The organism is Lentzea sp. HUAS TT2 (assembly GCF_051853195.1).
In the GTDB taxonomy this organism is placed as follows: domain Bacteria; phylum Actinomycetota; class Actinomycetes; order Mycobacteriales; family Pseudonocardiaceae; genus Lentzea.
This window is the reverse complement of record NZ_CP196667.1, coordinates 3,885,725-3,899,325: the sequence shown is the minus strand read 5'-3', so window position 1 is coordinate 3,899,325 and position 13,601 is coordinate 3,885,725. Positions and strand designations below refer to the sequence as shown.

Here is a 13,601-nt window from a genome sequence, read left to right as displayed (position 1 = left end):
AACGCACGCAAGCATTCCCGGCATGGTCGGCCCAGGCGCAAGGCAGCACTGTTCCCAGCGTGCAGCCGATGTTCGCGTCCAGCCATTGTCCGATGGTCGCAGGCAGGAATTCGGCAGTTCCGCGCCAACCGACGCCCTGTCCGGACAGAGAAGACGTCACGGAAGACGGCCGGCCTTGACTCAGTCCGAGCAGGCTGCCCTCTGTCCTGACTCCCGTTAGATACCACCCGTCGAGCAGTTCAACCTCTACCCACCACGAACCGCACCCGAGACATTGCCCTTCCCCAGCCCAGGCCCTCGACGAACGTCGCCCACGACTCTCGTGAAACCACGATGCCCGCAACTCCCTGGAATCCAAGGTGTTGCGGGCAACGTTGGAACCCGCTGACCGAAGGGTCACTCACGAGCACCCTGAACGGTGGGCCCGCTCGTCTACTGCTCGTAGTCGGCGTAGCGAACCGGCCCAAGCGGCAGGTTCGCCTGCCGGTAGGCCGCGCTGTCCGCCCTGCTGTCAGCGATGAGCGGGCTGTCCGCGTCGTACGTCAGGTTGTACTCCGCCCAGTAGACGCGAGACGCGATGACGTAGTTCTCGAGCGAGCCTTCCTCGATGAAGTAGACGGAATCCGACTTGCGAATCCGGCCGATCCGCTCCGCCAGCGCGTCCCGCTGAGCCTGGTCGGCCATCCGCACGTGCAATGACTTGATGTGCCTCCAACTGGCGATGCGCTCCAGTCCGAGGAACACGACGTCAAGTACTCGGGCGGCAGACCCGAACGGGATATCGTCATCGCGCAGAGGTATTCCGCGGAACACTGCCCACGCGTGACTGGTGCCGTAGTCCGCCAGGCTGAACTTCCGCTCGTCACGGAGGTCCAACTCAGCGCGGACCGGCTTCAGCCTCTGTGCTTTGGATTCGGCTTCACTAGCGCCCAAGTGCCCGTCTTCCTACTCGTTCGGTAGAAGTCGACGTCGTCGAGCTTTCCATGCTGCGCTACTTCGGCCAACTCCCACTCGGTCGCGCGCTCCGTACCGGCCTTTGCCTTCGCTACAGCAATCTTGGCGGCCTGCTCATATCCTTGGCCCGCGGCGTCGAGCCCGTCGAGCAGGAACGACACCTTCGAGCCGGATCCGATGTTCGCGACAGTGGCGTGGACGCTGGCCTTCCATCCAGACTCGCCCATCAGGTGCGTCGCACCAACTGCCTCCGCGAAGTCCTTGACGCCCTTGTCTTCGATCCCCAGTGCCAAGTGCCTGACGGGATCTGCGGCCTCGAGGTTCTCACAACCGGTAATCGACTCCCTGTCCTCGTTGTGGACGAGGAGTGGCGCGGCCTCCGGAGAGCTGGCGACGTAGTACGTGTGCAGCCCGTCGACCGTGAAGTTGTGGACCTTCTCGATCCCGCTCCAAGTCCGCGTGCCAGTGACCTCGGCCGACCTGTTGTCGGCGGTGAGGAACCGGTACGTGGGCTTGACGTCGATCGCCTTGACCCAGCGCTTCTCCGACTCCACCCAGAACGGGTGCTCGTCGGTGGCCTTGATCTTGCCGCCGGCAGTGTCGGTCAGCTCGACCATGACGCGCTCAGAGGTCTTGGTACGGACCTCGGTGACCTCGCGCGCTCCTGACGTGCCCGTGGTCGGGTCGGTGGCCAGGACGTACTCGCCCTCACGCAGGTCCTCGATCTTCTTGCGGGAGCCGTCGGCCATCACGACCAGCGTGCCGGGCACGAAGCTGTTCGACGCCGCCCACGGCACCGGGCACGAACCGCCCGAGGCCGCGTTCTGCTTGGCCTCCTTGCCCTTGTCGCCGGCACGTTTCTTCTTCTTGCCACCACCGGCCAGGTCGAGGATGTCCTCGGCGTACGGAACACCCAACGTCGCAAGGGTTTCCGCCACCTGGGCCTGCGCGGCCTCCTGGATGACCTCCTTGCCCACGCCCAGGATCGCGGTCTTGATCGTCTCGTAGACCTTGTTGAGGTCCTGGACGTTCGTGACGGCGGTCTGGACGATGCGCGCCGGGGCGTTGGGCATCGCCGAGATGATGTTCTTGGCATTGGCGATACGCGGCTTGAGAGCAGCCTTCAACGTGGGGATCGGGTTGCTCTTCACGGCCTTGGCCACGGCGGCCTTGGCTGCTGCCGTTCTGCGTACCGCTGCCTGGTAGGCGGCGGCTGCTGCCGCGGCTCTTCGTGCCGCTGCCTCTGCTGCCAGCTTTCGGGGATCTGGCAACGACTTCGAGGCGTTCGGGACGTCCGTCTTCTTCAACGGCATGCCGTCCGGGCCCTTGCCTGCGTTGGGGCCGTCGGGGCGACGGGGGTGCGGCGCGTCCGGGCTGCGCGGGGTTGGGACGTTGTCGGCGCCGCGGACGGCGTCGTAGCCGCGGTTGCCCCACTTCGCCGCGGTGGCGCCCCAGCCGCCGAACGGGATCATGCCCGCCGCGGACAGGGCGGCGTCGGTGTAGTTGCCTTCCGCGAGGTACCAGACGGCGTTGATGCCGTCCGCGATCTCACCGAGGCCGGGGACCAGGCCTGCCACGTCGAGGACGGTGTGGCCGACGGTGGAGATGTTGTCGCCGACCCAGGAGACGGCGTCGCTGAACCAGTTGTGACCGTTGGGGTCGAAGCCGTTGACCGGGGAGCCGACGCCGTAGGAGTAGCGGTTGAAGCCGCCGGAACCCGGGCCGCCCTGGTCGACCGAGTCACGGGAGGCGAAGCCGCCGGTGGACGGGTCGTACCAGCGGGCGCCCATGTTGACGTGGCCGCTGTCCGGGTCGGTCCAGTCGCCCTGGAAGCCCACGGCGGGCTTGGTGCCGGTCGACGCCGTCACCTTGCCCCACGGGTCGTAGGCGACCGAGTCCTTCAGCTGGGCCGAGGACGCGTCGATGCCGCCCACGACGTCGCCGTGCTTGTCGGACAACAACAAGCGCTTTTCCGCACCGGACGACTGCGACAGCAGCTCGCCGCCGGCGCCGCGGCCGAACAACGACGTCGAGTCGGACACCGGGTCGATCGACGGGCCGGAGTACTTGAACTGCTTGGAACCGCGCGTGACCGGGCGGTCGAGACCGTCGTAGGTGTAGGTCGCGGAACCGACCTTGGTCAGGCGGTCGAAGGCGTCGAACTCGAACTTCTCCTCGAAGCCCGACGAGGTGCGCGAGTCGCGGGTGCCGCGCGGCGAGTACTTGTAGGTGTAGTCGCCGTCGGACAGGACGCGGTTGCGCTCGTCGAACGCCGAGGTCTTGGCGCCGTTCTGGATCCGGTTGCCGGACTTGTCCCAGGCATACGCCGTCGTCGCGCCGCCGGACGTCCAGGACGTCATGCGGCCGAGGTCGTCGTAGCCGTAGGTCTGCTCGCCGCCGCCGGCGGTGCCCGCGGTGGTCTTCTTCTTCAGGCGGTCGGCCAGGTCGTACTCGTACCCGACGGAGGCGACGACGCCACCGGTCGAGTTCTTCGTGACGTCCGAGGTCTCGCGGCCGAAGTCGTCGTAGCCGAACGTGCGGACCCTGCCCGCGCCGTAGTTCATCGACTCGACCAGGCCGGCGGGGTTGTAGCCGAACGCCACCAGGGCGCCGGAGACGCCGTCCTGCGCGGAGTTCAGGCGGCCGTTGACGTAGCTGAACGACGACGTGCCCGAGGCGTCCGTGCGGGTCGAGAGACGGCCTGCCTCGTCGTAGCCGAAGGTCGCGTCACCGGACGGGCCCGTGGCCGAGGTCAGCAGACCGCGGGTGTTGTAGGAGTAGGTGTTGGAGCCGCCGGGAGCCGACACGGAGGTCGGGCGGCCGACGAGGTCGTAGGAGACCAGACGCTCCGAAGCCGACGCTGCGGCGCCCGCGCCCGTTTCCTTGCGTAGACGGCCGAGGCCGTCGTACTCACGGGTGCGCGTCACCCCGCCGGGAGCCGTCAGGACAGTCGGGCGGCCCGAGTTGTCGTAGGCGGTGGTCCAGGTGCGGTCGGTGAGGTTCGGGTGGGCCGCGGTGGACGGCTCGATCACCGACTCCGGCTTGCCCAGGGAGTTGTAGGTGTAGAAGGTCGCGTTGGAGCGGCCGTCCGTCACCCGCGTCCTGCGGCCCGAGTTGTCGTAGCCGTAGGAGGTGGTGATGGACTCGGTGGCCGACACCGGCTCTTCCAGCGCGGTGAGCTGGCCGAGGGCGTCGTAGGTGCTCTTCGTGACCTTGCCGAGCGGGTCGGTCGCGGTGACCATGTTGCCCGCGATGTCGTAGGTGTACTTGCCCTGCCGCAGCACCTGGCCGTTCGGGGCGAGGCTCAGGTCGAGGACCTTGTTGCCCGCCTGGTCGAGGCGCTGGTACGAGGCACGGCCCTGGGCGTCGCGGGTGTAGACCTGGTTGCCGAACGAGTCGTAGCCGAGCTGCGTCACGACCCCGGCCGGGTCGGTCACGCTGGTTTTCTGCCCCAGCGCGTCGTAGCCGAAGCGGGTCACCTCGTTCTTCGGCGAGGTGATGGTGTCGAGGTTGCCCTTGGCGTCGTAGGCGAGCTTCGTCTCGAACGCGGCGGGCTGCGGCGTGGTCTCCAGCACGGTCTGGGTGACCGCGCGGCTGAACTGGTCGTACGTGCGCTGGGTCGTGCCGCCGGTCGGGTCCTGTGTGGACAGCAGGTCGCCGTTGTTCGTGTAGCTGTAGCGCCACGAACCGCCAGGGGTGGTGCGCTCGTCCGGGTTCGGGTCGCGCTTCTCCACCAGACGGCCGCGCTGGTCGTAGTACATCCAGATCGACGCGCCAGTGGGGTCGGTCGTCTTGGTCGCGCGGCCCATCGCGTCGTACTCGACCGTCGCCACGCCGTTGACCGGCGAGCCGGAACCCGGTGCCTGGTACGACGGGGAGACCGTGCGCACGGCACGACCCGCCTTGTCGTAGGCCATGGTCATGACGCCACCGGCCGGGTTGCGGATCTCGGTGACGTCACCGAACGCGTTGTAGCCCGTCGTGGACGTCGGACGCGTGACCGACGGCGCCTTGCCGTACTCCTCCGTGGTGACCGGAGGCGAGACCATCGAGACCGTGCGGCTGCGCTCGTCGTACTTGTACTCGGTGGTGTGGCTGGCCTCCACGGCACCGGCGACGTTGCCGAGCGGCGCGATGACCGACGTGACCAGGTCGCGCTGGTCGTACTTCTTGCGCGTGACGGCGACTCCGGCGGAACCGCGCATCGACTCCTTGACCTGACGGCCGTACGCGTCGTACTCGAAGTCCACGACCTCGGAGAACGCCGCGGTGAACGCACCGGTGTTGGAGTGCGCACCGCCGCGGACGACCTTCGTGATGTTGCCGCTCAGGTCGTAGGTGTAGTCGGTGCGGCGGCGCAGCGTGTCCGGTTCCTGCGTGGAGGACTTGAGCCGGCCGGTGGCGTCGACCTCGTGCGCGACGACCTTGCCACCCATGCCGACCTGACGGGTCAGGTTGCCCGCGGCGTCATAGGTGTTCTGCTGGATCGGGATCGCCTGCGTGCCGTCCTTGTTGTCCGCCTTGGCCTTGATCTCCTTGACCAGGCCGTCACCGAAGTACGAGTACTCGGTCCGCCTGCCCATGGCGTCGGTCTGCACCAGCAACTTGCCGGTGTGGTCGTACTGGTTCGACTCCAGGACCAGGTCCGGCAGCGGCTCGTCCGGGTCCAGCGGGTCGAAACCGGTGGCACCGGGCGTGATCGCCTTGCCGTGGTAGCCGACCAGACGGACCTGCGCGACCTTGTTGCGAGCTGTGTAGGTGTAGACGGTCTTCACGCCGTTGGCGTCGATGGCCCACGTGCGGTTGCCGAACACGTCATAACCGAACGACGCCTCGTTGCCCTCAGGCCCGATCGTCTTGGTCATGCGGCCGAACGCGTCGAACTCGAACGTCGAACGGCGCGGGTTGCCGGGGTCCTGCGAGTCGACGATCTCGGCCGCGGTCGTGTTGCCGTCCGCGTCGTACTCGGTCTTCGCCGTCTCCACGTGGGTCTTGCCCGTCACGGCGTTCTTGGTCGCCGGGTAGACGACCTCCGTGACGCGGCCGAGCTTGTCGTACTTGTACGTCGTGGTCACGCCGCCGGGGTTCGCGTCGGAGATCTCCGTCGCGGTCTTCTTGCGGCCCAGCACGTCGTAGGTGAAGACCGTCCGCATGCCCGAGGGGGACTGCGTCTCGGCCAGGTCGCCGTTCTCGTAGTACTTGTTGACCGTGGTCGAGCCGCGCGGGTCGGTGGTCGACTTCAGCAGCCGCACCGGCTCCGGCTTCGTGGAGCCGACCGCGGTCGTCGAACCGTCGGTGTAGCGGTGGAACGTCGAACCGCCGTCCGGGTTCGTCTCCCGTTCCAGGTCACCGAAATCGGTGTAGCTCGACGTGGTCAGGTAGGTGTTGTCGGCCGGACCGGACGACCGGGCGTCGCGGGTCTCCAGCAGCTTGTCCGTGCGCGGGTCGGTCGGGTCCGCGGTCGGTGCCTGGTAGGTGTAGTAGGTGGTCTGGCAGTTCTTCTGCTGCTGGTCACCGACCCAGGTGATCTCCCGGCAGCTGATCTTCTGCTTCAGGTTACCGCGCTCGTCGTGGACCAGCGTCGCCTCGTTGGCGAGCTCGTCCTTGATCGTCTGCTGGAAACCCGACTTGTCGTAGTCGAACAGGCGGACACCCAGCGAGACGACCAGGCCGTCGCACGTGGTGATGCCGTCGCCGTTGGTCCGGCAGTCACGGCCGACCATGTCCTCCGGCCGCACCGCCGCACCGATCGGCGTGACCTGGCGGAGGATCCTGCCCTTGGCGCCGTCGAAGTCGTAGTACTGCGGACGGCCACCCGGATCCACGACCCGCACGCTGCGGATCAGGTTCTCCTCGTTGCCGCCCATCGTGGGCACGCCGAGCTGCCAGCGGCCGCCGTCGCTGTCGACGTACTCGCGCATGCGGTCGTGGACGTGGTCGTAGCTGATCTTCGCCGCGACCCTGTCCAGACCGCCGGGCATGGTGACCTCGGTGACCTGGTCACCGGCCGCCTGCGCCGCGTGGTGCGTCGCGACCTGGCTCAGGCCCAGCGGGCGGGCGTAGAACGCGACCTCGTCCACCAGACCGGAGAACGACGTGCGACCTGAGGCGATGCCCGGCCAGGAACCCGTCACGTTGGCCGCGCCGACCTGAGCGAACTGCAGCAGCGCGTGGTCGATCGGACCCGCCAGCGGCGTGGAGTTGACGACCTTGCCGTCCAGGAACAACGTCTGGCTAGCGACCGAGCCCGACAGCACCACGTGGTGCCACTGGTCGTCGTTGACCGTGCCGGTGGTGGTGATCGGGTTGATCGCGCCCTGCCAGAACTGGCCGCGCAGCTTGCCGTCGGACCCGATGTACAGCAACGGCACGCCGCGGCCGGGCGTCTCGCCGACCGCCTTGTCCTGGTACCCCACGAGAGGACCGGCCGAGGTGGTCTTGAACCACAGCTCGATCGCCAGGTCGCGGTGCTTGTTGACCTGCTTCTCCGGCAGCGTCACGTGGCTGCCGCCACCGAGCCGCACGGCGCGGTCGTCGCTGCCGCCCAGCGCACCGGTCTGGTTCTGGTTCGGCGCACCGACACCGACGAACTTGCCCAGGTCCTTGCCCAGCTTGACGCTGATCTGCGAGTTCGCGTCGTCGCCGCCGGCCTCACCCAGCCGCCAGTACGAGTCCGGGCGGGAGTCGAGGACCGTGCTGCGGTAGTGCGAGCCCTTCTCGTAGTTGTAGCGCGTGCACTTGCCGGTCGGGTCGCACACCTCGCGCAGCTGATCCGCGTCGTAGACGTACTTCCACTCCAGCGCTGACCCGTCCACCGGCTCGGTGCGCACGTACTCGACATGCGTCCGGTCGGCGTTCCAGGCGAAGAACAGCGTGCGGTTGCTGGTCCTGCTGGTGACCTTCTCCAGCAGCCTCTTGCCGTTGTCGTCCTTGTAGGTCAGCTCGACCAGCCGCGCCGCACTGTCCTTGATGGACACCAGCGCACCGCTGTTGTCGAAGCCGTAGACCGTCCGGTCCTTGTCGACCAGCTTCCAGTCCGACGCCGAACGGACCAGGGTCGCGGCACGACCCGGCGGCGGCGTGAACGTGCCGTCGGGGTTCTTGCCGAACCGCACCTGCTGACCGTCGGGGTACGTCACCACGACGTTGCCCGAACCGTCACCGTCCTCGACGACCCGCATGTCGTACCGGGTCGACCAGCCGCTGCCGAACGTCAGCTTCGCCCGCGGGTCGAGGCTGTTGTACGTGCGGGCGACGTTGAGCTCGGGGCCCGCCGTCGCGGCCGCGGCGTCGATCGCCGCGGTCGTGTAGTTGCCGACCATCGGGTCGAACCCGAGACCGTTGCCGGTGTAGGGCGCGTTGCCCATCCGCGAGGTGACCTCGGGCTGCGGCACCGACGTGATCAGAGCCGACCAGGCGACCGGACTGCTCTCGCCGTTGCCGTCGTAGGCGAACGCACGCCAGTAGTAGACGCGGTCCCAGCGCAGCTTGCCTTCCGGCACCGTCCAGTACGCAGGGGCGATGACCCCGGAGTCGAAGCAACCGACCTCGGCGCCCGCCTGGTCGCGCTCGCAGATCTGGAACTTGTAGGTGATCGCGTCACCCTCGTGGTCCTGCGCCTTGGCCCACAGCTGCGGCCGCAGCGTCTCCACGTTCTGACCGGCCGGCGGGTACTGCTCCGTCACCACCGGCGGAACGTTGAAGACCTCCAGCGTGATCCGCGCCGGCGCCACCTGCTCGTCGGTGAACACCGTGTTCCCGTGCCGCATCGAGAAGTCGAAGACGTAGCGGCCGTACGGCAGCTTCGCGATGTCCGCTTCCAAGGTGACCGCGTCACCACGGTTCACCGTGTGCGGCAGACCCTTCGCGCGCACCACGTCGACCAGAGCGTTGGTGTCCGCGTTGAAGACCTTGTACGCCAGGTCGTAGTTCGCCGGGTCCCACGCGTTCGCACCCGTGTTCCGCACCCAGACCTTCACCTTGCCCGGCTGCTGACTCGTCAGCGGCGGGTCCGGGACCGGCTGGTCGATCCGGTACTCGGCGTTGTACGGGCTGTGCGTCACGAACAGCTTCGGCGGGTTCGCCGTGCCCGCACCCACGATCTTCTTCCACTGGGCGGCCGAACCCTGGTTCTGCGCCTGCAACGCGATGCCGTTGTTCGCGGCACCGTTGGCCCAGCCCTGCACCAGCTGCTCGCCGCCGATGCCCAGGTCGATCAGCTCCGGTGCCGCCGGGCACGCGGATCGCGTCTGCCCCACCGACATGAAGCCGTGCGAGAACGACCCGCCGCCTATCACCCCGCCCAGAGCGGGCGAGGCGTCCGTGAAGTTGCCCGCGACCGAGCGCACCACCATCGGCTGCGGCTTGCAGGTCGCCGAGTCGAAGTTCACCAGCTGCAGCTGGGCACCGAAGATCTTGTGGTTGCGCAGCGCGGTGCTCACCGCACCGAACCGCAGCAGCGCCGTGCGGCTGTTGCCGATGGCCAGTTCGCCGGGAACCGCGCCCTGGCCGAGCTGCCGGGCCTCCGGCCTGCCCTCGAACACCGTGGGGTCGACCAGCACCGGGTACACGCGGGCAGGGTCGTCGAGCCACGCGGAGTCGAGCGACACCCGCAGGGTGCGGCCGCCGCCGGTGATCTCGTACTTCACGCCGAACGACTGCGCAGGGACGACGTCTTCCTTGCGCGGCGCGGAATCGGTCATGAAGCCGGGGGGAATGCTCAGCCGCTCACGACCGGACGAGTCTGACAGCACGACCGAGCCGTCCACGACCTTCGCGGTCAAACCCTTGAGCCGCAACGGGAAGTCCCACGTGCGCGCGGCGGCCCTGTCGTTGAGGACCAGGATCTCCTTGGCACCACCGGGAACCGACTCGACCCGCAGGTCGGCGTGGTCGGCGACACCGGGGTAGGTGACGGTCGTGCCCGCCTGCACACCAGCGCTGCCCCGCGCGCCGGCCAGGCCGTAGGCGAACTCGTGCTGGTCGTCGAGCTTGATCGTCACCAGTGACGACGCGTCGGCCTTGCTCGCGAGCTGCAACGACACGCCGTCGGCCTTGTTGCGCCACGAACCGTTGTCCGCCACCAGGGACGGGTCGATCGGCGCCCACGTGCCGTCCGGCTTGCGGTAGTTGATCGGCGTGTCGCTGAACTGCGTGGTCCGCGTGCCGTCGGTGTTGCGGTAGGTCGTCTCGTTGCGGGAGCGCGAGTCGAGACGGCTCGTCTTCGAGTCGAACCCGGTGACCTTGCTCGGCCCCTGCTCCACCTTCGCGGTGTTGCGCGCGCCGCCCTCCGGCGATCCGAACTTCGGCCTGGGGTACTTCGACATCTCCGAGACCGGCATCCCGAGGTTGCCCTCACGGCTGTCGCTCTCGGACGGGAGACCGTCCGCGGTGCCGCCGTCCTGCTGGGCGGCGAGTCCGCGAGCCCTGTCCAGCTGCTCCGCCAGCTCACGCCCGGCGTCGGTGAACCAGGGCAGGAGCGCCGTCATGCCGGACCCGCCGACACCGATGACGAGCGTCACTGTGAGCAACAGCCCCAGCACGGGAACCAGGTATTTGGGCGCGCGGAAGCGCCCGGCTCTGCGGCCGGTCATATGGATCTTCCCCCAGGAAGTGAGGCCCCCAAGTTCGGGCAGAGCGGAGCATAAAGTCGTAAACGCCGATTTCACAAGAGATGTGCAACTGGTCACTTTGTGTAACAGACGGCGTCGATGTGCGGTTCGTCCGCAGGATTCCCATCCGGGGATTTCGTCTGCTACAAAGCCTCCGTCAGCATCCTCTGGGGGATGTCAGCAACTACCTGCCGCGCGGACCGCGCGGGCTTTGGCATGTCCAGAATTGGGGGACCTCAGTCATGACCAGACCCGAGCGCGGGTCGTGGAGACGCTGGACGCGGGTGGCTCTCGCCGCCGCCGTGGGGATCGCCGGCCTGCCGGTCCTCATGAGCGGTGGCAACGTCGCCAACGCCGTCGACACGATCTTCTGCAAGCCCAAGGTCAACGTGTTCGTGAGCATGGCGAACAGCCCGGGCCTCAGCCTCCGCACCACCACCGAGCCCTCCGCCGGCTACACCGGCCCGTGGACGGACCAGGGCATCGGCTGGGGTTGGGACCACCACTTCGTCGCCGGCCCCAACGGCTACATCTGGTTCACTTTGGACAATGGCGAACTCCGTCGCCACCAGTGGATCGACGGCGTCGGCTGGGCCGACAACGGCATCAGCAAGCTGATCTCCACCAGCTGGCCCGGCTGGAACCTGCCCGCCTTCCGCTACCGGCTCACCGTGGACTCCACGAACACGCTGTACACAGTGGACGACAGCGGAAGTCTCAAGCAGCACAAGTACAACGAGACCTCCGGTGTGATGACCACCAAAGTCGTCGAGGCCGGCTGGGGCAAGTACGACCAGGTCTTCGCGGCCGGTCCCGGCGTGCTCTACGCCCGTGACCGCAACGTCGGCGACGGCACGCTCTACCGCTTCCAGTACGACGACGCCACCGGTACGTTCACGCAGCGGGAGAAGAGCCTCGGCACGGGCTGGAACGGCTTCAAGCAGCTCACCTCTCCCGGCGGCGACATCATCTACGGCACCGCGCCCGGTGGCGGGACCTGGTGGTACCGCTGGAAGGCTGAGAGCGCGGAGAACCCGACGGGGCACTACGAGCACGGCGGCGCCGGCCTGTGGAAGCAGCAGATCAGCACCTGGGGCGACGTCGACGAGATCGCACCCTCGATCGACACGTGCAGCGTCAAGCCGATCGCGTCCGATGTGGAGTGCAAGCCCTACGCGGACATGTGGGGCTCCAGCCCTGACGCCGGTCTGTACCGGAAGAAGTACATGGAGCCCGAGAGCGGCCTCACGTCGTGGGACCACTCCACCGGCCGGATCGGCAACGGCTGGAACAACATGCGGTTCATCGCCGGCGCCAACGGCTACAAGTACATGATCCTGGCGGACGGCAACGTCCACCGGCACCAGTGGGTCGAAGGCATCGGCTGGGCCAACGGCGGTGTCAGCAAGCAGATCGCGAGCGGGTGGACCGGCTGGACCGACCCCCGGTACATCAACCGGATCACGGTCGACACCAACAACCACTTCTACGCCGCGGTCGCCACCGGCCAGCTCGAGCACAGCGTCTACAACGAGCAGGCCGAGACCTGGACCAAGACGATCATCGACGAGGGCTGGGGCAAGTACGACCAGGTCTTCGCCGCGGGTGACGGCGTGCTCTACGCCCGTGACCCGAACATCGGTGACGGCACGCTGTTCCGCTTCCACTACGACCACAAGAACAAGCGGTGGATCGAGTACGGGCGCAACGTGGGCACCGGCTGGAACGGCTACCAGCAGATCCTCTCCCCCGGCGCCGACATCGTCATCGGGCACGCCGGCCCCGACGTCTACTGGTACCGCTTCGACAACGCCACGAAGACCTGGGCGAACGGCGCGGAGAACACGTGGAAGGAGTACATCATCTGGTGGCAGGACCTCCAGCAGCTGATGATCGACGTGGACTCCTGCAAGCTCAAGAACCCCGACAAGATCACGCCTCCGCAGACGCCCGCCCCGGCGGTCGACAAGGCTGAGATGATCTACAACGCGTCGAAGTCGCGGTTCGAGATCGCCTACGCCGACGGCAACGGCACGGTGCACCGCCTCTTCCAGTCGGTGCCCAACAGCGAAAGCGTCGAGTTCAACGCCTTGACCAGCACCGGGTACACCGGCCGCGCGTCCATCGCCCAGCGCGAGGACAACAAGGTCGTCGTCATGGCGCGGGGCACCAACGCCCAGGTGACCGCGTTCACCGAGCCGCCCTCGTCCAACCCGAACGTGTGGTCGACGAAGGCGGTCAACGGCGCGCTCAACACGTCGCCGATCCTGGTGCGTGGCAACAACAAGGTGCTCACCGCGTTCTCCGTCGACGGCAACAACAAGCTGTGGTACTCCGAGCAGTTCGGGATCAACGGCGAGTTCAAGCCGTGGCGTCAGGCCACCGCGCCCGACACCTACAACATGAGCGGCGAGATGACGATCGTCCCGTCCGGTGACGGCTTCGAGATCGCCTACGCCAGCGTGACGAACGTGGTCGCGGTCAAGAAGTTCGCCAACGGTGTGCTGAGCCCGCACCGGGTGGCCTCCGGCATCACCGCCGCCGGCGCCCCCGCCGCCGTCGTCTTCTCCGACGGCAAGGTGCAGCTGGTGGCCCGCGCCAGCAACAACAAGCTCTACACGCAGAAGGAAGGCGCGTCGGGCTTCACGGGCTGGACCGACATCAGCGGTGCCTTGAACTTCACGGGCTCGCCCGAGGCGGTGCTGAACAAGTTCAACATCGTCGAGGTCGTCGCCCGCGACACCAACGGTGAGATCTACCGCGGTGGCCAGACCGCGCCGGGCGCCACGACGTGGCGGTTGTGGTCCGACACGACGTGGGCCTCGCCGTACGACGTGTCGTTCGCCGCCGGTGCGAACAACGAGCAGCGGGTCTTCGCCAACCTCGGCGACGGCAACTTCATCCTGCTCGACTCCCCGCCGTACTCCTCCGAGCAGAACCTCGCCATGTCCTCGGACGCGGCGACCTCGCTCGAGAAGTCGAAGCGGACGGTCCCCGCCAAGGCGACCAAGCAGCAACTGCCCAAGTAGTACCGAG

The 13,601-nt window shown here is 67.5% G+C and carries 3 protein-coding genes; 1 reads left to right on the top strand and 2 read right to left on the bottom strand.

All coding sequences use genetic code 11. The features are described 5' to 3' along the window. Nucleotides 1-432 precede the first annotated feature (432 nt). Both ACSHWB_RS19595 and ACSHWB_RS19590 read right to left on the bottom strand, forming a co-directional pair. Nucleotides 433-684: a hypothetical protein gene (locus tag ACSHWB_RS19595; protein ID WP_439663447.1), complete on the bottom strand. Its 252-nt coding sequence runs from the start codon at nt 682-684 to the stop codon at nt 433-435. 209 nt (nt 685-893) lie between these two features. Then, nucleotides 894-10,547, bottom strand: a complete 9,654-nt coding sequence (locus ACSHWB_RS19590; RefSeq protein WP_439663446.1) for a LamG-like jellyroll fold domain-containing protein — start codon at nt 10,545-10,547, stop codon at nt 894-896. Between the two features lie 260 nt (nt 10,548-10,807). On the opposite strand from ACSHWB_RS19590, the gene ACSHWB_RS19585 reads away from it, so the two are divergent. Then, nucleotides 10,808-13,594, top strand: a complete 2,787-nt coding sequence (locus ACSHWB_RS19585) for a tachylectin-related carbohydrate-binding protein (protein ID WP_439663445.1) — start codon at nt 10,808-10,810, stop codon at nt 13,592-13,594. Nucleotides 13,595-13,601 lie beyond the last annotated feature (7 nt).